General features: G+C 71.5%; 23 protein-coding genes and 1 pseudogene. 15 read left to right on the forward strand and 9 right to left on the reverse strand.

What is annotated here, in order from left to right; genetic code table 11:
* The first annotated feature begins 67 nt into the window (after positions 1 to 67).
* The 5 genes from M8542_RS07490 to M8542_RS50755 all read left to right on the forward strand — a co-directional run bounded on the left by M8542_RS07490 (position 68) and on the right by M8542_RS50755 (position 3,387).
* Positions 68 to 697 (forward strand): riboflavin synthase, encoded by a 630-nt coding sequence (locus M8542_RS07490; protein ID WP_257919292.1) that lies wholly within the window; start codon positions 68 to 70, stop codon positions 695 to 697.
* Positions 694 to 2,016 carry a bifunctional 3,4-dihydroxy-2-butanone-4-phosphate synthase/GTP cyclohydrolase II gene (locus M8542_RS07495; protein WP_257919293.1) on the forward strand — a complete coding sequence of 441 codons (1,323 nt, stop codon included), beginning with the start codon at positions 694 to 696 and terminating at the stop codon, positions 2,014 to 2,016. Before M8542_RS07490 ends, M8542_RS07495 begins: the two co-directional genes overlap by 4 nt.
* Complete coding sequence (gene ribH / locus M8542_RS07500) at positions 2,013 to 2,519, forward strand: 6,7-dimethyl-8-ribityllumazine synthase (protein ID WP_257919294.1); 507 nt, start codon at positions 2,013 to 2,015, stop codon at positions 2,517 to 2,519. The genes M8542_RS07495 and ribH overlap by 4 nt, the downstream gene beginning before the upstream one ends.
* Positions 2,520 to 2,557: 38 nt before the next feature.
* Positions 2,558 to 2,959: a PH domain-containing protein gene (locus M8542_RS07505; RefSeq protein WP_257919716.1), complete on the forward strand. Its 402-nt coding sequence runs from the start codon at positions 2,558 to 2,560 to the stop codon at positions 2,957 to 2,959.
* A 230-nt stretch (positions 2,960 to 3,189) separates the two neighbouring features.
* The gene (locus tag M8542_RS50755) at positions 3,190 to 3,387 is read left to right on the forward strand and encodes an alpha/beta fold hydrolase family protein (protein WP_257919295.1); all 198 of its coding nucleotides are present in this window, start codon (positions 3,190 to 3,192) and stop codon (positions 3,385 to 3,387) included.
* Between the two features lie 231 nt (positions 3,388 to 3,618).
* On the opposite strand, the gene M8542_RS07515 is transcribed toward M8542_RS50755, so the two are convergent.
* The gene (locus M8542_RS07515) at positions 3,619 to 3,975 is read right to left on the reverse strand and encodes a DUF8817 family protein (protein ID WP_257919296.1); all 357 of its coding nucleotides are present in this window, start codon (positions 3,973 to 3,975) and stop codon (positions 3,619 to 3,621) included.
* Positions 3,976 to 4,204: 229 nt separating this feature from the next.
* Between M8542_RS07515 and M8542_RS07520 the strand changes: the two are divergent.
* Positions 4,205 to 4,798 (forward strand): annotated as a pseudogene (locus tag M8542_RS07520) (IS1634 family transposase); the annotation flags it as partial.
* 96 nt (positions 4,799 to 4,894) lie between these two features.
* On the opposite strand, the gene M8542_RS07525 reads toward M8542_RS07520, so the two are convergent.
* Positions 4,895 to 5,671: an exodeoxyribonuclease III gene (locus M8542_RS07525; RefSeq protein WP_257919297.1), complete on the reverse strand. Its 777-nt coding sequence runs from the start codon at positions 5,669 to 5,671 to the stop codon at positions 4,895 to 4,897.
* Positions 5,672 to 5,734: 63 nt separating this feature from the next.
* On the reverse strand, positions 5,735 to 6,457 hold the full coding sequence (locus M8542_RS07530) for a S1 family peptidase (RefSeq protein WP_257919298.1): 723 nt from the start codon (positions 6,455 to 6,457) through the stop codon (positions 5,735 to 5,737).
* A 228-nt stretch (positions 6,458 to 6,685) separates the two neighbouring features.
* Between M8542_RS07530 and uvrC the strand changes: the two genes are divergently transcribed.
* The 4 genes from uvrC to whiA are packed head-to-tail and all read left to right on the forward strand — an operon-like array spanning position 6,686 to position 11,521.
* The gene (gene uvrC, locus M8542_RS07535) at positions 6,686 to 8,641 is read left to right on the forward strand and encodes an excinuclease ABC subunit UvrC (protein WP_257919299.1); all 1,956 of its coding nucleotides are present in this window, start codon (positions 6,686 to 6,688) and stop codon (positions 8,639 to 8,641) included.
* A 42-nt stretch (positions 8,642 to 8,683) separates the two neighbouring features.
* Positions 8,684 to 9,541, forward strand: a complete 858-nt coding sequence (gene rapZ, locus M8542_RS07540) for an RNase adapter RapZ (protein ID WP_003101350.1) — start codon at positions 8,684 to 8,686, stop codon at positions 9,539 to 9,541.
* A 1-nt stretch (position 9,542) separates the two neighbouring features.
* Positions 9,543 to 10,529, forward strand: a complete 987-nt coding sequence (locus M8542_RS07545) for a gluconeogenesis factor YvcK family protein (RefSeq protein WP_257919300.1) — start codon at positions 9,543 to 9,545, stop codon at positions 10,527 to 10,529.
* The gene (whiA, locus tag M8542_RS07550) at positions 10,529 to 11,521 is read left to right on the forward strand and encodes a DNA-binding protein WhiA (RefSeq protein ID WP_086671216.1); all 993 of its coding nucleotides are present in this window, start codon (positions 10,529 to 10,531) and stop codon (positions 11,519 to 11,521) included. The genes M8542_RS07545 and whiA overlap by 1 nt, the downstream gene beginning before the upstream one ends.
* On the opposite strand, the gene M8542_RS07555 is transcribed toward whiA, so the two are convergent.
* From M8542_RS07555 to M8542_RS07565, 3 genes are read right to left on the reverse strand one after another with little or no spacing between them, the layout of a single operon-like run.
* Positions 11,487 to 12,344 carry a hypothetical protein gene (locus M8542_RS07555; RefSeq protein WP_257919301.1) on the reverse strand — a complete coding sequence of 286 codons (858 nt, stop codon included), beginning with the start codon at positions 12,342 to 12,344 and terminating at the stop codon, positions 11,487 to 11,489. The two genes, whiA and M8542_RS07555, sit on opposite strands and share 35 nt — an antisense overlap.
* Positions 12,341 to 12,748 (reverse strand): DUF6086 family protein, encoded by a 408-nt coding sequence (locus tag M8542_RS07560; RefSeq protein ID WP_257919302.1) that lies wholly within the window; start codon positions 12,746 to 12,748, stop codon positions 12,341 to 12,343. The genes M8542_RS07555 and M8542_RS07560 overlap by 4 nt, the downstream gene beginning before the upstream one ends.
* Positions 12,749 to 12,759: 11 nt before the next feature.
* Positions 12,760 to 13,644 carry a sterol desaturase family protein gene (locus tag M8542_RS07565; RefSeq protein WP_257919303.1) on the reverse strand — a complete coding sequence of 295 codons (885 nt, stop codon included), beginning with the start codon at positions 13,642 to 13,644 and terminating at the stop codon, positions 12,760 to 12,762.
* 70 nt (positions 13,645 to 13,714) lie between these two features.
* Here M8542_RS07565 and M8542_RS07570 point away from each other — a divergent pair, with 70 nt between their 5' ends.
* Together M8542_RS07570 and M8542_RS07575 are read left to right on the forward strand one after the other, a co-directional pair.
* Positions 13,715 to 14,323 carry a TetR/AcrR family transcriptional regulator gene (locus M8542_RS07570; protein ID WP_257919304.1) on the forward strand — a complete coding sequence of 203 codons (609 nt, stop codon included), beginning with the start codon at positions 13,715 to 13,717 and terminating at the stop codon, positions 14,321 to 14,323.
* A gap of 320 nt (positions 14,324 to 14,643) precedes the next feature.
* Positions 14,644 to 15,012, forward strand: coding sequence for a hypothetical protein (locus M8542_RS07575; protein WP_257919305.1), 369 nt, complete (start codon positions 14,644 to 14,646; stop codon positions 15,010 to 15,012).
* Positions 15,013 to 15,059: 47 nt separating this feature from the next.
* On the opposite strand, the gene M8542_RS07580 is transcribed toward M8542_RS07575, so the two are convergent.
* The 3 genes from M8542_RS07580 to M8542_RS07590 form a co-directional block, all read right to left on the reverse strand.
* A complete protein-coding gene (locus tag M8542_RS07580) occupies positions 15,060 to 17,627 on the reverse strand; it encodes a PQQ-dependent sugar dehydrogenase (RefSeq protein WP_257919306.1) in 2,568 nt (855 codons plus the stop codon).
* 393 nt (positions 17,628 to 18,020) lie between these two features.
* Positions 18,021 to 18,860: a coproporphyrinogen III oxidase gene (locus M8542_RS07585; RefSeq protein WP_257919307.1), complete on the reverse strand. Its 840-nt coding sequence runs from the start codon at positions 18,858 to 18,860 to the stop codon at positions 18,021 to 18,023.
* A gap of 40 nt (positions 18,861 to 18,900) precedes the next feature.
* Positions 18,901 to 19,338: a PPOX class F420-dependent oxidoreductase gene (locus tag M8542_RS07590; RefSeq protein WP_257919308.1), complete on the reverse strand. Its 438-nt coding sequence runs from the start codon at positions 19,336 to 19,338 to the stop codon at positions 18,901 to 18,903.
* A gap of 62 nt (positions 19,339 to 19,400) precedes the next feature.
* Here M8542_RS07590 and M8542_RS07595 point away from each other — a divergent pair, with 62 nt between their 5' ends.
* Genes M8542_RS07595 through M8542_RS07605 form a run of 3 tightly spaced genes read left to right on the forward strand, consistent with a single transcriptional unit; the run spans position 19,401 to position 26,139 of the window.
* Positions 19,401 to 20,873: a hypothetical protein gene (locus M8542_RS07595; protein WP_257919309.1), complete on the forward strand. Its 1,473-nt coding sequence runs from the start codon at positions 19,401 to 19,403 to the stop codon at positions 20,871 to 20,873.
* Positions 20,873 to 21,673: a hypothetical protein gene (locus M8542_RS07600; RefSeq protein WP_257919310.1), complete on the forward strand. Its 801-nt coding sequence runs from the start codon at positions 20,873 to 20,875 to the stop codon at positions 21,671 to 21,673. Before M8542_RS07595 ends, M8542_RS07600 begins: the two co-directional genes overlap by 1 nt.
* An 11-nt stretch (positions 21,674 to 21,684) precedes the next feature.
* Entirely contained in the window at positions 21,685 to 26,139 is a 4,455-nt protein-coding gene (locus M8542_RS07605) for a coiled-coil domain-containing protein (protein ID WP_257919311.1), read from the forward strand.
* The last annotated feature ends 21 nt before the right edge of the window (positions 26,140 to 26,160 follow it).

Consider the following 26,160-nt stretch of genomic DNA (forward strand, 5'->3'; position numbering starts at 1 on the left):
CCGGAGAAGCCACCGGAGCGCCGCGGGTGTTGGATGGAAGGGACCGGCTCACAAGGAGGCAGCGGACGTGTTCACCGGCATAGTCGAGGAGATCGGCGAAGTCACCGCGGTGGAGCAGCTGACCAACGCGGCGCGGCTGCGCGTGCGCGGCCCGCTGGTCACCAGTGACGCCGGGCACGGCGACTCGATCGCGGTCAGCGGGGTGTGCCTCACGGTCGTCGAGGTGCGCGGCGGCGAGTTCACCGTCGACGTCGTGCACGAGACGCTGCAGCGGTCGAGCCTGGCGAAGGTCGCGGTCGGCGACCGGGTCAACCTGGAGCGGGCCACGCCCGCGGGCGGCCGCCTCGGCGGCCACATCATGCAGGGTCACGTCGACGGGACCGGCGTGTTCCTCTCCCGCGACGAAACCGGCGTCACGACGTTCGCGCTGCCGGGGCACCTGGCCCGGTACGTGGTCGAGAAGGGCTCGATCGCGGTCGACGGGATCTCGCTGACGGTCGCCGCGGTGACCGACGAGCAGTTCAAGGTGGCCTTGATCCCGACCACGCTCGAGGTGACCACCCTCGGCGGCCGGGAGGCCGGCGACCTGGTGAACCTCGAGGTCGACGTGGTCGCGAAGTACGTGGAGAAACTGGCCGAAGCGCATATCCGCGACCAGGTGCAGAATCGGGACGGCGGCACGGAGGAGCGGTCATGAGCGAGACGGCAGAGCCCGAAGCGGGCTGGACGCCCTGCGGCGCCGGGGCGGTGTTCGACGCCGACGCCATCGAGCGGGCGATCGCGGACGTCGCGGCCGGCCGCCCGGTCGTCGTGGTCGACGACGAAGACCGCGAGAACGAGGGTGACCTCATCTTCGCCGCGGAGAAGGCGACGCCGGAGCTGCTGGCGTTCATGGTCCGCTACACCTCGGGCTACGTCTGCGTGGCGCTGACCGAGGCCGAGGCCGACCGGCTCGACCTGCCGCCGATGTACCACACGAACCAGGACGCGCGCGGCACCGCCTACAGCGTCACGGTCGACGCCGCGGAGGGCATCAGCACCGGCATCTCGGCCGCCGACCGCGCGCACACGATCCGGCTGCTGGCCGACCCGGCGTCCACCGCGAAGGACTTCCGGCGGCCCGGCCACGTCGTGCCGCTGCGCGCGAAGGGCGGCGGCGTGCTGCGCCGCCCCGGGCACACCGAGGCGTCGGTCGACCTGGCCCGGATGGCCGGGCTCGCGCCCGCCGGCGTGCTCTGCGAGATCGTGTCGCAGAAGGACGAAGGCGACATGGCGCGCCGCGACGAGCTCGAGGTCTTCGCGGCCGACCACGACCTGGCGATCATCACCATCGCCGACCTGATCGCCTACCGCCGTCGCACCGAGAAGCAGGTCGAGCGGGTCGCCGAGGCCCGGATCCCGCTGGCCGCGGGCACGTTCCGCGCGGTGGGTTACGACAGCCTGCTCGACGGCATCGAGCACGTCGCGTTCGTCTACGGCGAGATCGGCGACGGCCAGGACATCCTGGTGCGCGTCCACTCCGAGTGCCTGACCGGCGACGTCTTCGGCTCGCTGCGCTGCGACTGCGGCCCCCAGCTCGAGGCGGCGCTGGAGGCGGTGGCCGCCGAAGGCCGCGGCGTCGTGCTCTACATCCGCGGCCACGAAGGCCGCGGCATCGGCCTGCTGCACAAGCTGCAGGCCTACCAGCTGCAGGACGACGGCGCGGACACCGTCGACGCGAATCTGGCCCTGGGCGTCCCGGCCGACGCGCGGGACTACGGCACCGGCGCGCAGATCCTGTGCGACCTCGGTGTCCGCACCATGCGGCTGCTGTCGAACAACCCGGCCAAGCGGATCGGCCTGGAGGGCTACGGCCTGCGCGTCACCGGGCGGGTGCCGCTGCCGATCTCGCCGAACCCCGAGAACCTGCGCTACCTGCGGACCAAGCGCGACCGGATGGGCCACGACCTGGCCCAGCTGGAGCACTACGACCAGGTCGGCGCGGGCCCCGAGCACCCCGACGGAGGAGCACTGTGAGCGGCGAAGGCCGGCCGGAAGTTTCGCTGGACCTCTCCGACTGCAAGGCGCTGAAGCTCGGCATCGTGGCGACCCGGTGGAACGCGGACATCACCGACGTCCTGCTGGAGCGCGCCCTCGCTGCGGCCCGCGAGGCCGAGCTGGAGGACGAGCCGACGGTCGTCCACGTCGCGGGCGCGGTCGAGCTCCCGGTGGTGGCGCAGGCGCTGGCCCGCAACCACGACGCGGTGGTGGCGCTGGGCGTGGTCATCCGCGGCGGCACCCCGCACTTCGAGTACGTGTGCGACGCGGTGACGGCGGGCCTGACCCGGGTGGCGCTCGACGAGAGCACCCCGGTCGGCAACGGCGTCCTGACGTGCGACACGCACGAGCAGGCGGTGGACCGGTCGGGCCGGCCGGGCGCCAAGGAGGACAAGGGCTACGAGGCGACCGTGGCGGCGCTGGACTCCGCGCACGTGCTGCGGAGCCTGCGCCAGCCGTGGACCGAGCGGGGATTCGTGTGACCGTGAAGACTCTTCTGGTGGTACGGCCACGCCGGACGATGATCATGTGCGGCGTGCTGGCGGTGGCGTTGCTGGCGGTGTTCGTGGTGGTGGCGGTGCTGCTGCGCAACGGCGACACGGGCGTCCGCTTCCAGCGCTCCGACCAGGCGGCGATGATCGGCATCGGCATCCTGCTGGCCTTCGGCGTGCTGCTGTTCGCGTTCGCCCGCGTGCGGGCCGACGAAGAGGGCATCGAGGTCCGGAACATCCTGCTCACGCGCCGGTTCGCGTGGACGGACGTGTTGTCGGTGAGCTTCCCGGACGGCGCGTCGTGGGCCCGGCTGGAGCTGCCGGACGACGAGTACCACTCGGTGATGGCGGTCCAGGCGGTGGACCGGGACCGGGCGGTGGAAGCGGTGCGGGCCCTGCGAAAGCTGCACCGCGCGGCCATCGGCGGCTGAGCTTCCCCTCCCTGCCGGGTGCGGGCCGGCCCAGGGGTGCCGAGCTTCGACGCCCGGCTGCGAGGACGGCCTGCGAGCCGGGGTATTCCGCAAGCGAGTGACCTGACTTGGCTCAAGATCGCTGATCTTGGGTAGGGTGCTGGCTTTTGAGCTGCGGTTTCGTCGTGTGAACGGCGAAGGCCGCGCCGGGGTGGGGGATCGAGCGGATATCCGACGCGTGGTGCGAGCTGATGGCCCGGCTCGGCTACCGGCGGTTCGGCGCCCAGGGCAGCGACTGGGGCACCAGCATCGCCACGAGCATCGGTCAACGGCAACCCGATCGGGTCGACTCGCCGGCCGCCCTCTGCGCCTGGATCGTCGAGAAGTTCTGGTCGTGGACCGACTCCGGTGGCGACCTGCATCGGGTTATCACCTGCTCGACAACCTGATGCTCTACTGGCTGCCTGGCACCGGTGCCTCATCCGCCCGGCTGTACTGGGAAAGCCTCCGGCAGGTCAACGAATGGATCTCCGGATACGGTCAGGCGGTGGGCGGAGCGCCGGTTCCCGAACATCCGGTACTGGAACGAGCCCGGCAAGGGCGGCCACTTCGCGGCGTTCGTGCAGCCGGCGTTGTTCGTCGACGAGGTCCGGTCATTCTTCCGGCTGGTCCGCTGATGGTCACCCGTGCTCGGTAAGCGGCTGGCTGAAGATCAACAAGTGCCCATCGGGTGTCCGTACGTTGAAGTCGCGCATCCCGTAGGGCCGGTCAGCCAGTGGCTCGACGATGTCGGCGCCGCGGGCGCGCAGCTCGTCGTGGCAGGAATCGACGTCGTCGACGACAACCGTCACCCTGGCCGGGCCGACGCTGCTTTCGGCGTACAGGTGGAACTCGGCGGTTTCGCGGATCACGGCCGCGTAGCTAGGCGGGGTCTCCCAGGTGAATATGGTGTCGAATCCGAGCGTGTCCGTGAAGTACGACCGCGCTGCCTGCACATCTCGGCACGGCAGCACGGGAATCGCCACCCGCATGACCATTCCGTCACCTTACCCGACTTTGGCTCAAGACGGTTCCAGGCTGTCTCTCGTGGCGTATGTGCGCACGGTGAAGGCGGCGTCGGGGGCCAGGGCGGTGCAGATCGTGCACTCCTCGCGTCGCGGGTCGCGGGTCGCGGGTCGCGGGACATCGGCTCGGCGCATGACGATGCGGTGTCGGAGGCGCTCAAGGCGGTGGCGAGGCAGCGTCTGGCTGTGGGGCAGCCCGAGCGGGTTCTCCAAAGAACGCCGCCCGGAGCCGCAGATCACGATCGGGCTGCTCACCGACGCAAGCGGTTTCCGTTGATGGTCAACGCGTTCGAGGGCAACCGGGGCGAGACCACTACGATGCTGCCGACCATCCGTGCGTTCATGGATGCCCACCAGGCCGCGGGGTTGTCGTTCATCCTCACCGCGGATACCGACGTGCCGTACGTGGTCCAGGCGTGGCGCCGCGAGCACCCGGACGAGCAGATCCCCGACGGGCACATCTTCACCCAGCCCTGGCCTGCCGGCCCCAAGGACCAGCGCCGCGACCAGATCATCTACCGGGCGGACCGGGCTCGGCGCACCCTGCACGGCATCGACGAACCGGTCGCCAAGGCCGAGCAGGCCGTCGCCGGCAAGACCGCGGTCCAAGGCACGCGCCCTTGCCGGCCGCAAAGGCTACGTCACCAACCTCCCGGACGTCACCGCCGAGTTCGGGATCGACGCCTACCACCGACGATCAAGAAGTTCGTGCGCCACCCGCCGCTACCGCACCATCAACATCCAGGCCGGCGAGCACACCCCCATCGCCGTCGACCCGCTACCCGACGACCTCCGCGATGCCCTCACCCGCATCCACGACCGCGGTGCGCACCAATTTGAGCCAAGTCAGGAGGACTGCCTGCGAGCCGGGGCGCCTGACCCCGGCGAAGCGTCAGAGGTCCAGGTCCACCACGATCGGCGCGTGGTCCGACGGCCCCTTGCCCTTGCGCATGTTCCGGTCCACATAGGAATCCGTCACCGCGGCCGTGAACGTCTCGTTCCCGTACACCAGGTCGATCCGCATCCCCTTGTTGTTCGGGAAGTTGCCCGCCCGGTAGTCCCAATAGGTGAACGGGTGGTCGTACTTCAACGGCCGCGGGAACACGTCCGACAGCCCGAGGTCCCGCAACCGCGCCAACGCCTCCCGCTCCGGCTTGGTCACGTGCGTGGACTCCGCGAACACCGCGATGTCCCAGACGTCCTCGTCCGCCGGCGCCACGTTGAAGTCGCCCAGCACCGCGAACGGCGCGGCCGAAAGCTCCGCGGAAACCAGCGACCGCAAGGACTCCAGCCACTCGAGCTTGTACGCGTAGTGCGGGTTGTCCGGCTCGCGCCCATTGGGCACGTACACCGACCACACCCGCACGCCACCGCACGTGGCCCCGACGGCCCGGGCCTCCGCGGCCCCTTCGAAGGCAGGCTCGCCCGGCAGCCCGCGCACGACGTCGGACAGCCCCACGCGCGACACGACCGCGACGCCGTTCCAGCGCCCCAGCCCGTACGCCGCCACCTCGTAGCCCAGCGCCTCGACCTCGGCCAGCGGGAACTTCTCCGTGGTGGTCTTCAGCTCCTGCAGGCACAGCACGTCCGGCGCCGTCTCCTCCAGGAACTCCAGCACCCGGGGCAGGCGGGGGACGATGGAGTTCACGTTCCACGTGGCGATCCGCATGCCGCGAGCATCCCACACACCACCGACAAAACCGGGGCGGCGCCGAAGCGCCGCCCCGGGGGCTCACACGCCCGCGGTCGTCCGGATCCAGGACCGGCTCGACGCCACGCTCGCGTAGTTGTTCGTCCCGCGCGTGTTCGTGCCGCTCTGGTTCTGGACCGTCGAGGCGACGCCGACCTGCAGGCCGCCTGACACCTGCGGCCCGCCCGAGTCGCCCTTCCACGCCGAGCCGTTGATGCCGACGCTCTGGATCGCGCGGCCGCCGTAGGCGTCCGTCGAGCGGCCGGTCACCTGGACGTTCGCCGTCTTCAGCGCCGACGCCGGCGGGCCGGTCGGGGTGGTGCGGCCCCAGCCGTAGAGCTGGTTGGTGCTGCCGGTCGACGGGTCCGCGCTGCCCAGCTTGATCGGCGCCGCGCTGGTCGCCGACGCCAGGTGCAGCAGCGCGATGTCGCCGTTCGGGGACTCGTACTTGCCGTCGACCGCGATCTGGGTGCCGGAGAACAGCGTGTTGCTGCCGACCTTGACGTGCATGCCCGAGCCGTCGGAGTCGAGGCAGTGCACCGCCGTCATGACCCAGCGCGCGGCGATCACCGTGCCCGAGCAGTTGAAGCCCTGGAAGTCACGCCCGGGCGTGTTCACGTACACCTGGGCGCCCCAGGAGACGGTCGGGGCGGTGGTGCCGCCGACGATGTTCGGCTGGACGCCGGCGGAAGCGACGGCGCCACCCGCGAGGGTCAGCGCGACGGCGGCCGTACACGCGGCGCCGAGGGTACGAAGAGAGCTCACGGAGAGGATCCTTTCGGACGGGGCCCGATCGGGCCGGTCGGAAAGTAACCACCGCCTCACCCCGGGCGACACCTACCGAAGTCGGAACCGGACCAACCACCCTACTTCCGGCGGGGCACCGGCTCGTGAGTGGTCAGGGCGGTTAGAACCGCCCTAACCACTCACGACAAGCCGCGGCAGAGCTGGGGGCGTGCGAGAACTGTCGGTGCCGCCCCATAGTCTTGGGAGGTGGCTGACCCGACCACCTACCGACCCGCTCCGGGAAGCATCCCGGAGCTCCCCGGCGTGTACAAGTTCCGCGACGCGACCAAGCGGGTCATCTACGTCGGCAAGGCGAAAAGCCTGCGCAGCAGGCTGAACTCCTACTTCGCCGACCTCTCCGGCCTGCACCCGCGCACGCGCCAGATGGTGACCACGGCGGCGAGCGTCGAGTGGACCGTCGTCACCACCGAGGTCGAGGCGCTCCAGCTCGAGTACAACTGGATCAAGGAGTTCGACCCGCGGTTCAACGTCCGCTACCGCGACGACAAGAGCTACCCGATGCTCGCGGTGACGCTGACCGAGGAGTTCCCCCGCCTGCACGTCTACCGCGGCGCCCGCAAGAAGGGCGTCCGGTACTTCGGGCCGTACGCGCACGCGTGGGCCATCCGCGAGACGCTCGACCTGCTGCTGCGCGTGTTCCCGGCCCGCACCTGCTCGGCCGGGGTGTTCCGGCGCCACGGCCAGATCGGGCGGCCCTGCCTGCTCGGCTACATCGACAAGTGCTCGGCGCCGTGCGTCGGCCGCGTCTCGGCCGGGGAGCACCGCGACATCGTCGAGGACTTCTGCGACTTCCTCGCTGGCAAGACCGACGTCATGATCAAGCGGCTCGAAAACGAGATGGCGGCGGCGTCCGAAGACCTCGAGTTCGAGCGCGCCGCCCGGCTGCGCGACGACCTCGGCGCGCTGCGGCGGGCCATGGAGAAGCAGGCCGTGGTGCTCGGCGACGGCACCGACGCCGACGTCGTGGCGTTCGCCCACGACGAGCTCGAAGCGGCCGTCCAGGTCTTCCACGTGCGCGGCGGCCGGGTCCGCGGCCAGCGCGGCTGGGTCATCGACAAGGCCGAGGAGATGGACGTCCCGGCCCTGGTCGACCACTTCCTCACCCAGTTCTACGGCGACGAGGCCGCCCTGGACGCCCGCGACGACGTCGACGCCGGCCCGGTCGTCCCGCGCGAGGTGCTGGTCCCGGAGCTGCCCGCGGACGCCGAGGCGGTCGCGGAGTGGCTGAGCGGGCTGCGCGGCTCGCGGGTGCAGCTGCGGGTGCCGCAGCGCGGCGACAAGAAGGCGCTCGCCGAGACCGTCCAGCGCAACGCCGGCGAGGCGTTCACGCAGCACAAGCTGCGCCGCGCCGGTGACCTCACGGCCCGCTCGGCGGCCCTGACCGAGCTGCAGGAGTTCCTGGCGCTCGACACCGCGCCGCTGCGCATCGAGTGCATCGACATCAGCCACATCCAGGGCAGCGACGTCGTGGCGTCGCTCGTGGTGTTCGAGGACGGGCTGGCGCGCAAGTCGGAGTACCGCCGCTTCGCGCTGCGCGAGGCAGCCGAAGAGGGCGATGTCGCTTCGATCGCCGAGGTCGTCCGGCGGCGGTTCAACCGCTACCTCAAGGAAACCTCGGAGGAGTCGAGCAAGCCGGGGCTCGACCCGGAGACCGGCCGCCCGAAGAAGTTCGCCTACCCGCCGAACCTGCTGGTCGTCGACGGCGCGGGCCCGCAGGCCACGGCCGCGGCGGACGTCCTCGCGGAACTGGGCATCACCGACATCGCCGTCGTGGGGCTGGCGAAGCGGCTCGAAGAGGTCTGGCTGCCCGCCGACCCCGACCCGGTGATCCTGCCGCGGACGTCGGAGGGGCTCTACCTGCTCCAGCGGCTGCGCGACGAGGCCCACCGGTTCGCCATCACCTACCACCGCGAGAAGCGCTCCAAGCGGCTGCAGACGTCCGAATTGGACAGTGTGCCCGGGCTGGGGCAGGCTCGCCGCACCGCGCTGATCAAGCACTTCGGCTCGGTGAAGAAGCTCAAGCAGGCCAGGATCGAAGAGATCGAGGCGGTGCCCGGCTTCGGCAGGCGCACCGCGGAGGCCGTGGTCGCCGCGCTGGCCGGGGAGTCCGGCGCGAGCAACGGCACGCAAGCAGGGGAGTAGGGAACGACAGTGAGTGCGCAAGAGGAAATCCGCGGGTCCGGCATGGAGGTCGCGGTCGTGTCCGGGTTGTCCGGGGCGGGCCGCAGCACGGCGGCCAAGTGCCTGGAGGACCTGGGCTGGTTCGTCGTCGACAACCTGCCGCCGGAGCTGATCGCCACCATGGTCGAGCTGGGCGCGCAGGCGCGCGGCGCGATCACGAAGGTGGCCGTCGTCATGGACGTGCGCTCGCGCGCGTTCACCGACGACCTCGCCTCGGTGATCAAGGACCTCGACGCGCGGGGCTACAAGCCGCGCGTGCTGTTCCTGGAGGCGACCGACGCGGTGCTGGTGCGCCGCTTCGAGGCCGTCCGGCGCGGCCACCCGATGCAGGGCGACGGCCGGCTGGCCGACGGCATCACGGCGGAGCGGACGCTGCTGGAGCCGCTGCGCGAAGAGGCCGATCTGGTGCTCGACACGTCGTCGCTGTCGGTGCACGACCTGCGCGCCAAGATCGAGGACGCGTTCGGCTCCGAGGCGAGCACCCAGACCCGGGTCACCGTGCTGTCCTTCGGCTACAAGTACGGCCTGCCGATGGACGCCGACCTGGTGATGGACGTCCGGTTCCTGCCGAACCCGTTCTGGATCCCGGAGCTGCGCGAACACACGGGCCTCGACGGCGAGGTCCGCAACTACGTCCTCTCGCAGGAGGGCGCGGAAGAGTTCCTCGACCGCTACCACCAGCTGCTGCGGCTGATCGGCGCCGGCTACAAGCGCGAGGGCAAGCGGTACCTGACGCTGGCCGTCGGCTGCACCGGCGGCAAGCACCGCAGCGTGGCGCTGTCCGTGGAGCTCGCCCAGCGTCTGTCCAAAGAGGACGGAATGGCCGTGAAGGTGGTGCACCGCGACCTTGGTCGTGAATAACGTGCGCGCGGTCGCCCTCGGGGGCGGCCACGGGCTGCACGCCACGTTGTCCGCGGTGCGGCGGGTGACCCCCGACGTCACCGCGATCGTGACCGTGGCCGACGACGGCGGATCGTCCGGCCGGCTGCGGCGCGAGCTCGGGCTGCTGCCGCCGGGTGACCTCCGGCAGGCCTTCGCCGCGTTCGCGGCGGAGGACGGCGGCACGTTGTGGGCGGAGGTCTTCCAGCACCGCTTCGGCGGTGACGGCGCGCTGGCCGGGCACGCGGTGGGAAACCTGCTGCTGGCCGGGCTGTTCGAGGTGCTCGGCGACCCGGTCGCGGCGCTCGACGAGGCCTGCCGCCTGATGGGCGTCTCGGGCCGCGTGCTGCCGATGTCGCCGGAGCCGCTGGAAATCGAAGGCCAGGTCAGCGGCCTCGACAGCGAGGACCCGGCCGCGCTGCGCACGATCCGCGGGCAGGTCGCGGTGGCGTCGACGCCGGGGCAGGTGCAGCGCGTCAGCCTGCACTCGCCGGGCCGGTCCGGGCGGCCGCCGCTGGCGTGCGAGGAAGCGGTCGAAGCGGTGCTGAACGCCGACGTCGTCTTCCTCGGACCGGGCTCCTGGTTCACGAGCGTTTTACCCCACCTGCTGGTGCCGGGGTTGCACGATGCGCTCGTGCACACGTCCGCGACCAAGGTGCTCGTCCTCAACCTTGTCCCCCAGCCGGGGGAAACCGGGGGATTCTCGCCGGAGCGGCACCTGGACGTACTCTTCGAGCACGCGCCGGATCTGCGGGTCGACGCCGTGATCGCGGACCGCGATTCCGTGCCCGACCCGGCGAATCTCCGGCGCGCGGCCGAACGGCTCGGCGGGCGCGCCCACCTGGGGGCGGTGGGCGACCCGGAAGTGGCGGGACGGCATGATCCTGATGCGCTCGCGTTGTGCATGCGGGAGGCTCTCGGTCTCGGCGGGGAGCACGGGGGAGGAGCGAAAGGCAGGGAGGGGCAGTAATGGCGATGACCGCCGCGGTGAAGGACGAGCTTAGCCGGCTGGAGATCACGAAGATCGGGCCGCGCCGGGCGGAGGTCGCGTCGCTGCTTCGCTTCGCCGGCGGGCTGCACATCGTGGCCGGCCGGGTGGTCGTGGAGGCGGAGCTCGACACGGGCTCGGTCGCGCGACGGCTGCGCAAGGAGATCCACGAGCTGTACGGCCACCATTCCGACGTCCACGTCATCACCGCCAGCGGCGGGCTGCGCAAGGGCACCCGGTACGTCGTGCGCGTGGTCAAGGACGGTGAAGGCCTCGCCCGGCAGACCGGGCTGATCGACCAGCGAGGCCGCCCGGTGCGCGGGCTGCCCGCGGCCGTGGTGTCCGGGGGAGTGGCCGACGCGGAAGCGGCGTGGCGGGGCGCGTTCCTCGCCCACGGTTCGCTGACGGAACCGGGCCGGTCGTCGTCGCTCGAAGTGACGTGCCCCGGGCCGGAGGCGGCGCTGGCGCTGGTGGGCGCGGCGCGCCGGATGGGCATCCAGGCGAAGTCGCGCGAGGTCCGCGGGGCCGACCGGGTGGTGGTCCGCGACGGCGACGCGATCGGTGCGCTGCTGACCCGCCTGGGCGCGCACACGAGCGTCCTGCAGTGGGAAGAGCGCCGGATGCGCCGCGAGGTCCGCGCGACGGCGAACCGCCTGGCGAACTTCGACGACGCGAACCTGCGCCGTTCGGCCCGCGCGGCGGTCGCGGCGGCGGCCCGGGTGGAGCGCGCGCTGGAGATCCTGGGCGACACGGCGCCCGACCACCTGCTGGCGGCGGGCAAGCTCCGGCTGTCGAACCGGCAGGCGTCGCTGGAGGAGCTGGGTCAGCTCTCGGACCCGCAGATGACGAAGGACGCGGTGGCCGGCCGCATCCGCCGGCTCCTGGCGATGGCGGACAAGCGGGCGAAGGACCTGAACATCCCGGACACCGAGTCCGCGGTCACGCCCGAGATGCTCGAGGAAGAAGACGCCTGACGAGGTCCCGCAGCCACGCGTCGGCGATCGCGGGCTCCCGGCCCATGGTCCGGGCGAGCCGGTCCCGGACCCCCGGTGTCCGCCCGGCCTCGACGATCGCGACCGCTTCGGCCAGCGCCCGGCGGGTCCGGTGGTCGCGGGCCGGCTCCCGGACGTCTTCGGCGGCCCAGAGCTCCCGGCCGAACGAGCGGGTCAGCTTCTGCTGGTGGTCGGCGAGGTAGCTGAACACGCTCGACTCGACGGAGACGTTCCGGATCGTCAGGTCCCGCGCCCAGTCCGCGTGCTGCTGCCACCGGTGGGTGTTCGGGCTGGTGTGCGTGCGCCGGGTCAGGCCGACGATCCGGACCCGGCGGCGGATCGCGGGCCAGTCCGCGCGTTCGTCGGCGGCCCAGTCGCGCAGGATGTCGACCAGCTGCCGCAACGTCCGCCCGGTCGAGACGACGTCGACGAAGACGACCGGCCGGGACCCGCGGGCGAGCGAGCCGGGTTCGAGTCCGTGCGCGGCGAGGTTGGCACGCAGCTGCGCGACTTCCGCCGGGTGGAGCCGGCCCCGCAGCCAGCCGTCGATCGACGCGGTGGACAGCGGCAGCAGGTGCAGTCGGCCCGGGTCCGGTAGTGCGCCGCCGAGCAGGTCGAACACGGAGTCGACCGACCGGCCGAGGAAGTGCAGCTCGCCGTCTTCGGAGCGGGCGAGCACCTTCGCGGCGCAGTCGGTCAGCTCGTCGAGGAACCACAGGTCCGGTTCGGGGATCGCCTCGAGCAGCGAGCCGAGGTGGTCCGGGCGCACGAGGTCCCAGCGGAAGGGCCGGTTCGGTTCGATCACGCCGGCATCGCGCGCTCGTGCTCGGCCATCAGCTCGGCGAGCCGGTCGGGCCCGGCGGCGCCGCCACCCGGGATGTCCCGCGTCGAGGTCCCGGCCGGTCCGTCGAGGGCGGGCAGCGGGAGCCCGCCGCGGCGGGCCAGGACGGCCGCGGTCGCCACGAACCCTTCGAGGAGCGCCCGCTTGATCGGGTGCGAAGTCGCGCGGTACTCGGCTACCAACGTGTCGGCGAACTTCGCGAAGACCGCGCCGTCGATCGGGTGGTCGTGGGGATCGCCCGGTGTCACACCGATCCCGGACGGCCCGGCCAGGGGTGTGAGGGCCTCAGCGAGGTGGGTGAACAGGTCGCCGGGGCCGATGGACGGGTTCCACACGTACGTGCCGTCGATGCTGAAGTAGTGGCTCATCGGCGGCGAGCCTAGAGCGCGGCACCCGTGGTGGTCAGCCGATTTACGTCCGCCGGCTGCCAGCCCGGCGGCCCGAACACGTAACCCGCGCGCTCGCGCCACGTCCGCGCCGTCCGCAGGTCGCGCAGGATCGAGCCGTACTCGTGGAAGCCGACCTTCAACAGGTTGTACGTGTCGATGTTCTTCGTCAGCCCGTACGTCGGCCGCTTGTCCTCCGGCACGAAACTGCGGAACAGCCGGTCCCAGATGATCAGGATGCCGCCGTAGTTCGCGTCGAGATACTCGGCGTCGCTGCCATGGTGGACGCGGTGGTGCGACGGGGTGTTGAAGACGTACTCGAACCAGCGCGGCAGCTTCCCGACCTTCTCCGTGTGCACGAAGAACTGGTAGACCAGGTCGATCGACAGCCCGGTCAGGATCAGCCACGGCGGGATGCCGCACAGCGCCAGCACCGACCAGAACGGCAGCTGGAAGTACGGCGTCCACTTCTGGCGCAGCGCCGTCGAGAAGTTGTAGTGCTCGCTGGAATGGTGCACCTGGTGCCCGGCCCACAGCAGCCGGACGCGGTGGCTCGCCCGGTGGTAGGCGTAGAACACCAGCTCCTGGCCGAGCAGCATGAGCACCCACGTCCACCAGTCGCGCGGGTCGAACTTGACCGGCGCGAGCTCGAACAGCGCCGCGAAGACGACCAGCATCACCAGCCGGAACAGCGCGTTGACGCCGACCGCGACGGTGCCCATCAGCATGCTCGTGCGGGTGTCGGCGGGGCTGTAGCCGATGACGTTGTCGTCGTGGCCCAGCACGTGCACCGCGACGATCTCGATGGTCACGAACAGCAGGAACACCGGGGTCGCGAACAACACCGGGTCGCGCAGGTGCGCCAAGAACTCACTCACGTCGCCTCCGTTGATCTGACCTTGCGGTAACTTACCCTGGGGTCACTTTACGCACGGTAGGCTCTCGGACGTGACGGAGTCAAGGGCGGTCGGGACCAAGGGGATGCCCCGCGAAGAACGCGAGGCCCAGCTCGTCGTGGCCGGCACCGAGGAGTTCGGCCGGGTGGGGTACGCGGGTGCCTCGATGGTCGAGATCGCGCGCCGGGTCGGGGTCACGAAGCCGTTGCTGTACCAGTACTTCGGCTCGAAGGACGGGCTGTACCAGGCGTGCCTGCACCGGGCGGGCGACCGGCTGACGGAGGGCGTCGCGACGACGATGGCCGCCGGCGGCGCGCCGGACCAGATGCCGCTGAAGGTGCTCTCGGCGATCTTCACGACGTTCGACCACGACCGGTACGCGTGGCGCCTGCTGCGCGACGAGACGGTCCCGGCGACCGGCGACATCGCGGCCGCGGCGGCGGACTATCGGCGGCGCCTGGACGCGTTCGCCCTGCTCGGCGCGACGCAGCTGATGACGTCGCGCGGGCTGGCGGACCCGGTCGACATCGAGGCGATCGCCCAGGTGTGGACGGGCGTGGTCGACTCGCTGATCAGCTGGTGGATCGACCGCCCGGACGAGGACGCGGCCGCGATGACGGCCCGCTGCGCACGCATCATGGCGGGTCTGTTCGGCTGGTGACGGACGCCGTCGCGGCACCGGCCGGATCGCGGTCCTGCTCGGCGAATCCCGGAGGATCCCCGGCGGCGGAACCGCAATCCACTCGTTCGTCAGGGGGATCCTCGGCGGCAGCTTCCGCGAGGTCGCCGTGGGCGTGGATCTGTCCACAGTGGACCAGGCCGGCACCGTTCGCATGTCGGACATCCGGCCTCGCGCAGCGGGCGTTGTCCGGCGTTCAAGACCACGGAGAGTGCTCCCCGCGGAATCTCTTCCCGAATGGCGTAGCGAAACCGGTGCGGTTCGCGATTAATCAGGGAAGCCCTTCCGTCGAGAGGTGTCCGATGCCCGAGCCAGCCGCCCCCGTCCCGGCCGATCCCCGCCTCGCCGCGCGGTTCACCGAGGACCTGCTCGACGGCTGCCGGGTGCTGGCCAAGGACTACGGCTACCGGCCGGCCCAGTTCGAGCGCATGGTCCGCGAGCACGGCGGTGTCGAGGCGGCCCGCCTGCTCCTGCGCGGGGCCGGCACCGCGGGCGGGTTCACCGTCCTCTGGGAGAAGAACCAGCTCGGCCGCAGCTCCGAGGCGACGATGCTGCGGGACGAGTACGCCGAGCTCTTCACCCCCGACGAGCTCCTGCTCGCCCGGCGGCGGCTGGAAGAGCACGGCTTCGACGTCGACGCGCACCTGCGCCGCATCAAGGAGCCGAGCTAGGGCGGCAGGGGTGACCGGCGCCGCTCCGGTCACCCCTGCCGCGGCTTCTAGGCCGCCGCGCTGGACTTCCCGCGCAGCTTCACCGTGGCCGTCGAGGCGCCCTTGATCGCGGTTTCGATCTGGGCCATCGTCGAGGACGAGCTCAGGCCGGGGACCGTCGCGGTGTTCAGGGCGTAGAGCGTGAACGTGTACGGGTGGCTGGACCCGCCCGGGCAGGGGCCGAAGAACTTCTGCGCGTTCGCGCCGCTGCCCATGGCCTTCTGCTTCGCGCCACCCTGGTTCGGCACGGTGTAGCCCGCGCCGAGCGCTTCGGGCAGCGAGCGGGCCGACGCCGGGACGTCCCAGATCGCCCAGTGCAGCTTGTTCCCGCTGTTCGCGACGTCGGCGAACACGACCGCGTAGCCCTTCGCCCCGGCCGACGCGCCCCACGCGAGCGGCGGCGACGGGTCCTGGCCCGCCGTGCCGTCGCCGGCGCAGGTGTACTTGTCCGGGATCGTCGCGTTGTCGGCGAAGGCCGAGCTGGTCAGCTTGAAGTCACCCGGCGTCGAGCCGCCGGGGAACTTCAGCCGCACGATCACGTTGTCCAGCACCGACGGCGTGCCGCCGTTCTTGTCGTTGTTCGTCGAGGTCAGCCACAGTCCGCCGTCCGGGGACTTGGTGACCGAGCGCAGGCGGCCCCAGCGGCCGGAGAACAGCGTCGACACGGTGCCGATGCCGGTGCCCGCCGAGTTGATCTGCGTGGCGAACATCTGCTCGCCGGTCACGCCGGCGATGTAGATCCAGTCGTTGACGATCTCCAGCCCGGACGGCCCGGCCTGCGACGTCGGCCAGGTCTTCTTCGGGGCGATGAAGCCACTGCAGCTGCCCTGGGTGCCTTCGCAGCTCGGCCAGCCGAAGTTGCCGCCCTTCTGGATCAGGTTGAGCTCGTCCTGGCTGCTCTCGCCGAACTCCGCCGCCCACAGCTGGCCGCGCGAGTCCCAGGCCAGGCCCTGCGGGTTGCGGTGGCCGTAGCTCCAGACGTACCGGGCGTTGCCGCCGGTGGCGTAGAACGGGTTGTCGCTCGGCGCCGAGCCGTCGGGGTTGAGCCGCAGGATCTTCCCGTTGAGCGAGCTCTTGTTCTGCGCGTTGTCGCTGTTCTTCGCGTCGCCGACGGTGGCGTACAGCTTGCCGTCCGGGCCGAACTTGATCCGCCCGCCGTTGTGGTAGCGGTTCTTCGCGATCCCGGTGAGCACCGGCGTCGACGTCGAGGAGAGCGTGGTGCCGTCGTAGGTCATCTTCACGATCCGGTTGTCCCCGGAAGCCGTGTGGTACAGGTAGATCGCGTGGTCGCTCGCCCAGTTCGGCGAGATCGCCAGGCCGAGCAGGCCGCCTTCGCCGTTGGTGCCGACCGCGCCCGGCACCTTGCCCAGCGTGGTCTTCTGGCCCGACGGCGTCACGAGCAGGATCTCGAAGCGGTCCCGTTCGGTCACCAGCGCGTTGCCGTTCGGCAGGAAGTCCACCGACCAGCCGAGGTCGACCTTCGCGATGTCCTTGTCGTACTCCGGGATGCCCCCTGCGCCGCCCGGAGCGCTGGTCTTGGCGGTGACCGCGTTGCTCGCCGCGGAGCTGTTGCCGTCGGGGTCGCGTGCCTTGACCGTGAACGTGTACGAGGTGTTCGGGTTGAGGTCGGTGACCGTCGTGCTCAGTGACGTCGTGGTCGCGACCTTGGTGGCGCCCTGGTAGACGTCGTAGCCGGCGACGCTGCCGCCGTTGTCGGTGGAAGCGTTCCACGCCAGGGAAACGCTGTTCGCGGTGACGCCGGTGGAGCGCAGGTTGCCCGGCACGGTGGGCGGGGTGGTGTCGTCGCTCGGCGGCGTGGTGAAGGTGACCACGTTGCTCTGCTGCGACGGGTTGCCCGCGGCGTCGAACGCGCCGATCGAGATGTCGTAGGCGGTGTTGGGCGTCAGGTTGTCGACGGTCGCGCTGGTGGTGGTGCCGTCGACGGTCTTGAGGATGTTGCCGCCGCGGTTGATCTCGTAGCGCACGACGCCGACGTTGTCGGTCGCGGCGGTCCACGAGAACGTGGCCGCGGTGGGGAGGATGTTGCTCGCCTTGAGGTTCGACGGCGGCGTCGGCGGTTCGCTGTCGCTCGGCGCGGTGAAGGTGTCGGTGAGCTTGTCGGCGTTCGGGCCGCCGTTCGCGGTGGTCGCGGTGGTGCGGATCTTGTTGACCCCGGCGGTCAGCTGCACGGTGGCGGTGACGGTCTTCCACGTCGTCCACGCGCCGGTGCCGGGGAAGTCGACGGTGCCCTTGTCGCCGCCGTCGACGATCAGCTTGACGGGCCGGTTGTCGGCGGTTCCGTTGGCGTAGCGGAAGGTCAGCGTGTGGCTGCCCGCCTGCGCGGCGTTCACGGAGTATTCGACGTAGCTGCCGGCGACGTTGTCGAAGTTGACGAACCCGGTGCCGGAGTAGCCGGCGTGGTTCGACTCGACGGCGCCCTGCGAGACGACGGCGTTCTCGGACTCGTAATCCGTTGCCGCGGCCGCGAAAGCGCTTACCGGACTGAGCGCGGTGAAGCCGAGCGCCGCGACGGCGGTACCGGCCAATACCACGCGCCACGGTGGACGGGGTGCCACTGGGAGCCTCCTGCGTGGGTCGAGGGGGTGACCGGGGCGGAACTGGTCGGCGGACCACCGGAATCGGACCTAATAGTTAGGAAAGTTTCCTATCTATAGGGACAGATCTCACACCCTTCGAGTGGGCCGTGTCAATACTCGACACGGGCGCTCACCCTTGGTGAACAAGGGTTTCCCGCTGAGCGGGGCGCACACCCGGACGGCGGCACAAGCGCCCCAATGTGGCGTTGGGTGCGCTCAACGCACCGAACGCCACATTGGGTGCGTTGGGCGCACCGAACGCCACATTGGGTGCGTTGGGCGCACCGAACGCCACATTGGGTGCGTTGGACGCACCGAACGCCACATTGGGTGCGCTCAACGCACCCAATGTGGCATTGGGGCGCTCGAAGCTCAGCCGACCACGGCCGCCGGTTCCGCCGCCCAGTCCCGCGGGACCAGGAACGCCGCCAGCTCCGCTTCCGGGCTTCCCGGCTCCGGCGTGAACCCGGCTTCCCACCGCGCCATCGGCGGCAGCGCCAGCAGGATCGCCTCCGCGTCGGCGCGGGCGGCCGACGCGGCCTGGAAGAGGGCGGACTCGACGAACCGGCCCCGCCGGTGCAGCTGCCACTGCCGCTCGCGTTCGCCGTGGGGCAGGTCCCGGCGCCGGCGCACGATCGGCAGGTACGCGGGGGCGATCGTCGCGATGCCCGCCGCCGTGAAGGCCGCGCCGCGGCGCCAGCCGTGCGGGCCCGCCGGGTGCAGGTGGTCGAACGCGATGCCGCCGATCCCGAGTGGCTCGTCGCGGTGCGGCAGGCGGAAGCGGTCGTCCGCCGTGCGCTTCGCCTGCGCGTGGAACGCCGGGTCGAGCGTGTCGCAGTGGTTCCGGAGCACTCGGTGGAAGTGCGCCGCGTCCTCGGCGAAGCCGTAGCACGGGATGAGCTCCGCGGTGCCGCCGAACCACCACGTGTCCCCGGCTTCGCAGTAGCGGAACTGCGCCTGGAACGCCGGCACGCGGGGGTTGCGCGGGTGGATCACGACCGACAGCCCGCTGGTGGAGAACCCGCCGTCGGTCACCGTCGTGACGCAGACCGCGGCGCGTTCGAACACCTCGCCGTTCTCCAGCACCCGAGCGCGGCCGCGGCCGAAGCGGGCTCCGCCGTCGAGCCGTTCCAGCTCGGCGACCAGCTCGCGCTGGCCGGAGCTCAGGATCGCCTTGACGGCGTCACGTCTGTCGTCCTCACCCGGAAGCATGTCCCCCACCCCCGCGCGTGAGAGTACCAGCGAAACCAGGTCAACCGGCGATTTCGGCCCGCGCGATGACCTTGGTGATCTTCGCCCGGACGAGCGCTTCCTCGGGGACGGCGTTGCGCTTGCCGAACTCCTCGGCGCGCTCGGCGCCCATGTACCGGCCGCCGATCCGGGTCGCCCAGTCGAGCGTCTCCGCGTGGTCGTGGGTCAGCCGCGCCTCGGCGGTGAACTGGACGTAGGTGTACGGCGGCGCCTGGTCGTCGACCACCAGGGAGATCCGCGGGTCGCGGGTGATCGCCTTGCCCTTGAGGGTCTCGGTGCCGGTGTTGAAGATCAGCTCGTCGCCGTCCGGTCCCTCGTTCAGCAGGAACCAGATCGGGGCGACGATCGGGGCGCCGTTGGCGCGGACCACGGCGAGCTTGCCCGTCCGGGTGCCTTCGGACGCGAACTGCCACCACTCTGAACGGCTCATCTCACGCATGTGAGCGACGTTAGCCCGTCACCCGCGCGTGCGCAGAGGGTGGCCGACTAGCCTGGCCTGCTGTGCGAGACGACGAGACCGGGGGCCTGGCCGACGAGGGGCTGACACGCCGCCTCAAGGCGCTGGCCTGCACCGCGCCGCTGCACGACCTCGACGCGCGCAAGGCGAAGCTCGACTGGGCCGACGCGACGATCTACCAGATGGCCGAGGTCGCGCTGCACACGATCGACCAGGTCACCATCGCGATGGACTTCGACACCGGCGCCGGCCACGACGAGGTCATCGATCGGCTGCTGCCGTTCATCGCGCAGCAGGCGCCGTCGCGGATGCCCGAAGAACACGTCCGGGTGGCCAAGTGGGTCCTGGACAACCTGATCAACGTCGGCACGACCGACCGCGGCTTCCGGCGCGTCTACGGCTCGATCGGGCCCGGCGGCTACCAGCGCCGCCAGTTCGACTTCAAGCTGCTCGTCGAGCTGGCCGCCCCGGACGGCGAGGTCTACCTGCGCGCCACCGACGAGGCCATCAACGTCCTCGTCGGGGCGCTGGACACCGACGTCGAGTCGGCCCAGATCGCCGCCGAAGTCAAGCTCGAGAACCTCATCGCGCGGGGTCGTTTGGCCGACGCGAAGCTGGCCGCCGAGCAGGCCCGCTACCGGACCGTCCAGTACGGCGAGACGCTGCGCGCGAAGCTCGACGCCACCCGCCGCGACGTCCGCTCGGTCGACTGGGAACGCGAAGTCCCGGAGCTGCTCGACAGCGCGTTGAGCCACATCGAAGCCCGCTTCCGCGCCGAGAACGCGATCCTCAAGAACATCACCACCGCCCGCGACGAGACCGAGGACCTCGACCGCAAGCGCCGCGCCGCCGAGCTGGTCGACATCGTCGGCGACTGCATCCGCCGGCACACGCGCCTGCAGTCCCGGCTGGCCGACGCGGGCGCGGTGTTCCGCGCCGAGCAGGACCGCCAGCAGTTCTCCGGCCCGCCCCAGCGCGCGACCCTGGATTTGTTCGGGCAGCTCCTCGTACCGACGCTCGGGCTGCCGCTGGCGGACGCCGTCGCGCCCGTCGAGCACTTCTTCCACGCCGCCGCGGGCATCACCGCGCCGGTCGTCCCGTCGCTGTCGAGCCTGGTCTCGCTGCTCCTGCGACCCGCGCCCGAGCGCGACCAGCTCGTCGGCGAGATCCCCGAGCCCGAGCTGATGCCCGCCGAGGTCACCGACAAGTTCGGCGACGACGTCTGGCGGCGCGCCGACGAGCTGCTCGACCTGCCCGAGGTGCCGCGCCGGCTGTCCGGCCTGCTCGAAGAGGCCCGCCGCAGCCGCCAGCCGGGCCTCGCCGCTCTGGTCGCGCTGCGCGCGGTGCACGCCTACAGTCCCGGGGTCGGCGCGGCGCGGCGTCAAGGCGACCGGCAGGTGCTGCTCGCCGTCGACGACGGCACCCTGCTCGACGACCCGGAGTTCGGCGGCGCCGACCTCCTCCTGTCCACCGCCGCCGTCGAGCGGGCCGACGAAGAAGAAGAGGAAGTCGCGTAATGGCGTTGTCCCACAGCAGCGTGGACGCCGAAGCCGCGGCCCGGCTGGTCGCGTTCGGCATGCGGCCGAAGCAGCTGCCCGCGCGTGACGTCGTCTACGGCGACCTCGTGCGCCGCTACGGCGAGGACAACGCGTTCAAGGCGCTCACCCACGCCGTCGCGGCCGGGCTCGGGCTCATGGTGCTGGAGGTCAACCAGCAGGCCGGCGCGGTGCTGGCGGCCACCGACGAGTCCGTCTTCGAGATCAAGATGGACTCCTACGCCCGCCAGGCCAAGATCCGCGAGCGCCGCGAGACGGAGAAGGTCCTGCACGGCCTCATCCACCTCGCCACCGCCGCGCTCGGCTACCCGCGCCCGGACGACCTCGCCAACGACACCTACATCGGCCGCGTCAGCGTCGAGCAGGTCGACGCGATGGTCCGCGAAGCCGCCCGCATGCTCGACGAACGCGCCGCGGCGGCCGAAGCCAACAACGACCCCCTGGCCGACGCGCCCGAGCTCGAACAGGCCTGGCGCGCCTACACGCGCCGACCCGCGGCGGCCGCCACCAAGGACGGCCGCCTGGCCGCCGACACCACCCGCGGCATGGTCAGCCGCGCCCTGCGCTTCCTCGCCGACCAGGGCTTCCTGGTCCCGGTGAGCGACGAGCAGGGCGGCACCTACCGGACCACGCCGCGCTACCAGATCCAGGTCCGCGAGCTCGCGGCCGACGCCGCCTTCGACGACCTGCTCGCGCTCGACGTCGTGGCCGTCGCGAACGCCGGGGGCACGCTGCGCGCGACGTCGTCGGACACGCTGTAAAAGGGGAGTAGATGTACGAGCTTTCGCGGGTCCGCCTGCATTCGGTGGGCCCGGCGGGTGCCCGCTACCAGGACGTCGTGCTCGACTTCAGCGGGGTCGGCGCCAAGATCACCGCGCCGAAGCAGGACGCGCTGTTCAGCGCCGGCATCCACGCCACCGGCCCGGCCGAGCTGCGCCGCCCGTCGCCGGCCAGCGTGCTGTTCCTGGAGAACGGCGGCGGCAAGTCCGTGCTCATCAAGCTGATCTTCTCGGTGATGCTGCCCGGCCGCCGCCAGGTCGTCGGCACCACCAGCACGAAGGTGCTCGAGAAGTTCGTCGCGGCCAAGGACGTCTCGCATGTCGTGCTGGAGTGGCTGCACGTCGAGAGCGGGCACCGGATCATCACCGGCAAGGCGTCGGAATGGCGCGGCCACGTGGTTTCCGCCGACTCGGAGAACCTGGTCGACTCCTGGTACTGCTTCCGCCCGACCGCCGCGCTGGGGCTCGACTCCCTGCCGATGACCCAGGACGGCCGGCTGCTCACCATGTCCGGCTTCCACGACAAGCTCGCCGCCGCGCAGCTGGCCGAGCCGGAGCTGGAGCTGTCCTGGACGCGGCGCCACCACGAGTGGACCGGGCGGCTCGACACGCTCGGCCTCGACACCGAGCTGTTCCGCTACCAGCGCGCGATGAACGCGGGTGAAGGGGAAGCGGCCGACGCGTTCGCCTTCGGCACCGACGACGCGTTCGTCGAGTTCCTGCTGCGCGCGGTGATCGCCGAGGACGAGCCGAAGGACCTCGCGGAGGTCGTCTCCACCTATGCGCACAACCTCGCCCAGCGCGGGGATCTGTTGTCGGAACGCGATTTCGTCGCGGGCGCGCTGGACCTGCTGGGGCCGCTGGCCGCCGAAGAAGGTGTTGCCGCGGAGTCGCGGAAGATCGCCGAATCGGCGAAAGCCGACATGGCCGAGCTGGCCGGGCGCGTGGTCGCGCGCAACGAGCTGGAGAACGCGCGGCTGTCCGGGCTCGAGGACCACGTCACCGAGGTCAAGTCGGCGGAGAAGCTCGCCGAAGGGGACCACCGGCGGCTCGCCGCGGGCGTCACCGAGCTGCGGCGTCTCGTCGCCGTGCTGCGCCTGGACGAGGCGCAGGAGGCCCGCAAGCGCGTCGACGGCGAGCTGGCCGAAGCGAAGACCGCAGCGGAAGCCTGGCGCGAGACCGCGACCGTGCTGAACTCCCTGAACGCGGCCCGCAAGGCAAAGGACCTGCGCGAGCTGGTCGGCAGCCGGGAAGAGAAGGCGCGGCCGGCACTGCAGGCGCGCAACGACGCCGCTTCGGCACTCGCGCGCGGGTTGCACTCGCTCGCGCAGGACGCCCAGCGTCAGGCCGACAAGGCCGAGGCGCACGCGGGCGCGTTGCGTGCCGAAGCCGAGAAGGCGCAGACCGAACGCGACGAGGCCGCCAACCTCGCGGCCGGGCGGCGCGCCGAGGCCCGCGGGCTGACCACGCGGATCACCGAGCTGCGCGAGGAGGTCCAGAACGCCGTGCGCGGCGGGCTGCTGTCCTCGGGTGCCGACGTCGCCGAAGCTTCGCGGACCGCGCGCACGGCGGCCGAGTCCGCGACCGCCGAGCTGACCCGGCGCGAGCAGGAGCTGGACCGCGTCGGCACGGACCTCCAAGCGGCGCAACGAGCCGTGAACGAAGCCCACCAGCTCGCGGGCACCACCCAGGACCGCTTCGAGCGCGCCACCGAGGACCTCGACCGCGCCCACCGCCGCACCGACGCGCTCGCCGCCGAAAGCCGCCTGGTCGAGCTGCTCGGCGCGGACGACGTCGCCCTCGAAAGCGACCTTCCGGTGCTGCTGGAACGGCTGCGCGAGGCGAGCGCGTCGGTCGAGAAGGAGCAGACGGCGCTGCGGATGGAGGAGTCCGCCGACGAACGCGCGCTGGCCGCGCTGGGCTCGGGTGGGTTGCTGCCGCCGCCGGAGGACGTCCAGGCCGCGCTGGACGCGCTGGAAGAAGCCGGGATCACGGCGTGGTCCGGCTGGCGTTACCTGTCCAAACTGGACACTGCACGACGTGCCGAAGTGCTGGAAAGCCTGCCGCAGCTGGTTTCCGGGGTACTTCTGAACGACGCCTCGCACGCCGACCGCGCCCGCGAGGTGCTCACCAAGCGACGGCTCCTCCCCAGCTCCATCATCGCCGTCGGCACCACCGAGGCGGCACTTTCACGTGAAAGTGCCGCGCCCGGCGTCGAGTTCCTGGTGCCGCCGAACCCCGCGATGTACGACGAGGAAGCCGCCGACGCCGAGCGGGAAGCCGTGGCCCGGCGGCACACCGAACGGCAGCGGCGCCTCGAAGCGTTGTCCGCCAAGCTGTCCGCGGACGGCGCGTTGACGTGGAAGCTCACCACCTGGCGCGAGGACTACCCGCCGGGCGCGATCGCGACGCTGGCCGAGCAGGCCCACGCGGCCCGCACCGCGCGGGAGACCGCGCGCATCGCGCTGACGCAGGCCGAGGCGGAGTTCGCGCGGTTGAGCGAAAAGACGGCGTCGCTGCGCGAGCGCGTCCCGGAACTGCGGGCCGCCGCGGCCGAGGCCGAAGAGAAGGCGCGAAAGCTCGGGGAGCTCGCCGTGCGGGGCGCCCGGATCGCCGAGTGGACCGAGGACGTCGAGCGCGCCACGGAAGTCGCCGAGCGCGCCGACCTGCAGGCCGCCGACGCGGCGGGCAAGGCCGCGCGGCTGCGGGAGCAGGCGGGGGAGGAGCAGCGCACCGCCGACGGCCATCGCCGGACTGCGACGACCGCACGGGCCGAGCTGGCCGAGGTGCCCGGCGCGGCCGACGCGGCCGAGGGCGAGGTGCCGGCCGAGCCGGTCGACGCGCTGCGCCGGACGTACCTGTCGGCGTCGGAGTCGTACGCGAAGGTCGAGGTCGGCAGCGACCTGCGGGCCGAGCTGGAGCAGGCCGAGTCAGCCGAGGCGGCCGCGGGGTCCGCCGTCGAATCCCTCGACGAAGCCGTCCGCGTGGCGGCCGCCGAACTCCTGGAAACGCCCGACGGCTCCGACGCCTCGGCTCGCGCGGCCGCCCTGGCCCGCGCTCGGCGGGTCGTCGACGGCCTGGAGGACGAGCGCACCGAAGCCATCGGGCTCGTCTCGACCCGGCGCGCCGAGCTGGACGCGCTGCCGCTGCAGAACGGCGTCACGGGGGAGAAGCCGCGGGACATCGAGCACGGCCTGGAGCTGATCGACGCCGCCGGGCTGGAGGTGTCGGTGGCCGCGCGGAAGTGGGAAGAGCTGCAGGAACGCCGGGCCGCGGCCGAGGCGACGCTGGAGTCGGCTCGCAGTTCCGCCTCGGGGTTCGCGCTGCTCGCCGAATCGATGGCCCACCTGGTCACCGACACGGACGCGGCTGCCTACGACGGCGACGTCGAGACCGCCCGCGCCCAGCACAGCCGTCTCAACGCGACGCACGGCCAGGCCCAGGAAGCCGCCGACGCCGGTGACCGGCGGGTGCGCGCGGCCGCCGACCAGCTCGCGCAGTACGCGACGGAGAAGCGGTTCGAGAAGCTGAGCACGCCGGTGCGCCAGCAGGTCATCTCGGTGAAGCGCGACCAGCTCCCGTCGCACGCTGCCGAGTGGGCCGAAGCGCTGCGGCCGCGGTTGCGGTCGCTCACCGACGACCTCGCGCAGATCGACCGGCACCGCGGCGGCATCATCACGCGCCTGCAGGGCATGGTCGACGGCGCGCTGCGGACGTTGCGCTCGGCCCAGCGCGTGTCCCGGCTGCCCGACGGCCTCGGCGACTGGTCCGGGCAGGAGTTCCTCCGCATCCGCTTCACCGAGCTGGAGGACAACGCGCTCACCGAGAAGCTCGGCGAGGTCGTCGACGAGGCCGCCGTCGGCAAGACCGCGGACGGCCGCGACGTCAAGCGCGACGGGCTTTCCCTGGTGCTGCGCGGAGTCCGGGCCGCGGCGCCCAAGGGTTTCCGCGTCGACATGCTCAAGCCGGACTCGGTGCTGCGGACCGAACGCCAGCGCGTCTCGGAGATCCGCGACGTGTTCTCCGGCGGCCAGCAGCTGACCGCGGCGATCATCCTCTACTGCACGCTGGCCGCGCTGCGGGCCAACAACCGCGGCAAGGTCCGCAACCGCCACTCCGGCGTGCTGTTCCTGGACAACCCGATCGGCCGCGCGTCGGCGGGCTATCTGCTGGAGCTGCAGCGGGCCGTCGCCGAAGCGCTCGGCGTGCAGCTGATCTACACGACGGGCCTGTTCGACGCGGGTGCGTTGTCGGAGTTCCCGCTGATCGTGCGGCTGCGCAACGACGCCGACCTGCGGGCGGGCCGCAAGTACCTGTCGGTGGACTCGACGATCCGCAACTCCTTGGCGGATCTGGGCGATCCGGACGGCGTCGCCCGGCTCTCGGCGACCCGGATGTTCAGCCGGCCCGCCGAAGCGGATTCCGCTGAGGACGAACAGACGGCGTGAGGCGGAACAACCCGGCGTCGT

It is taken from the genome of Amycolatopsis iheyensis (assembly GCF_024703995.1).
Lineage (GTDB): Bacteria > Actinomycetota > Actinomycetes > Mycobacteriales > Pseudonocardiaceae > Amycolatopsis > Amycolatopsis iheyensis.

What these genes read in the sequence shown, in the direction of transcription:
- M8542_RS07495 (WP_257919293.1), top strand. Translation starts at nt 694, where the DNA reads ATGAGCGAGACGGCAGAGCCCGAAGCGGGCTGGACGCCCTGCGGCGCC.
- M8542_RS07575 (WP_257919305.1), top strand. Translation starts at nt 14,644, where the DNA reads ATGCCCGAGCCAGCCGCCCCCGTCCCGGCCGATCCCCGCCTCGCCGCG.
- M8542_RS07525 (WP_257919297.1), bottom strand. Translation starts at nt 5,671, where the DNA reads ATGCGGATCGCCACGTGGAACGTGAACTCCATCGTCCCCCGCCTGCCC.
- M8542_RS07605 (WP_257919311.1), top strand. Translation starts at nt 21,685, where the DNA reads ATGTACGAGCTTTCGCGGGTCCGCCTGCATTCGGTGGGCCCGGCGGGT.
- rapZ (WP_003101350.1), top strand. Translation starts at nt 8,684, where the DNA reads ATGGAGGTCGCGGTCGTGTCCGGGTTGTCCGGGGCGGGCCGCAGCACG.
- M8542_RS07505 (WP_257919716.1), top strand. Translation starts at nt 2,558, where the DNA reads ATGATCATGTGCGGCGTGCTGGCGGTGGCGTTGCTGGCGGTGTTCGTG.
- M8542_RS07585 (WP_257919307.1), bottom strand. Translation starts at nt 18,860, where the DNA reads ATGCTTCCGGGTGAGGACGACAGACGTGACGCCGTCAAGGCGATCCTG.
- M8542_RS07515 (WP_257919296.1), bottom strand. Translation starts at nt 3,975, where the DNA reads ATGGTCATGCGGGTGGCGATTCCCGTGCTGCCGTGCCGAGATGTGCAG.
- M8542_RS07560 (WP_257919302.1), bottom strand. Translation starts at nt 12,748, where the DNA reads ATGAGCCACTACTTCAGCATCGACGGCACGTACGTGTGGAACCCGTCC.
- M8542_RS07600 (WP_257919310.1), top strand. Translation starts at nt 20,873, where the DNA reads ATGGCGTTGTCCCACAGCAGCGTGGACGCCGAAGCCGCGGCCCGGCTG.
- whiA (WP_086671216.1), top strand. Translation starts at nt 10,529, where the DNA reads ATGGCGATGACCGCCGCGGTGAAGGACGAGCTTAGCCGGCTGGAGATC.
- M8542_RS07590 (WP_257919308.1), bottom strand. Translation starts at nt 19,338, where the DNA reads ATGCGTGAGATGAGCCGTTCAGAGTGGTGGCAGTTCGCGTCCGAAGGC.
- M8542_RS50755 (WP_257919295.1), top strand. Translation starts at nt 3,190, where the DNA reads ATGGCCCGGCTCGGCTACCGGCGGTTCGGCGCCCAGGGCAGCGACTGG.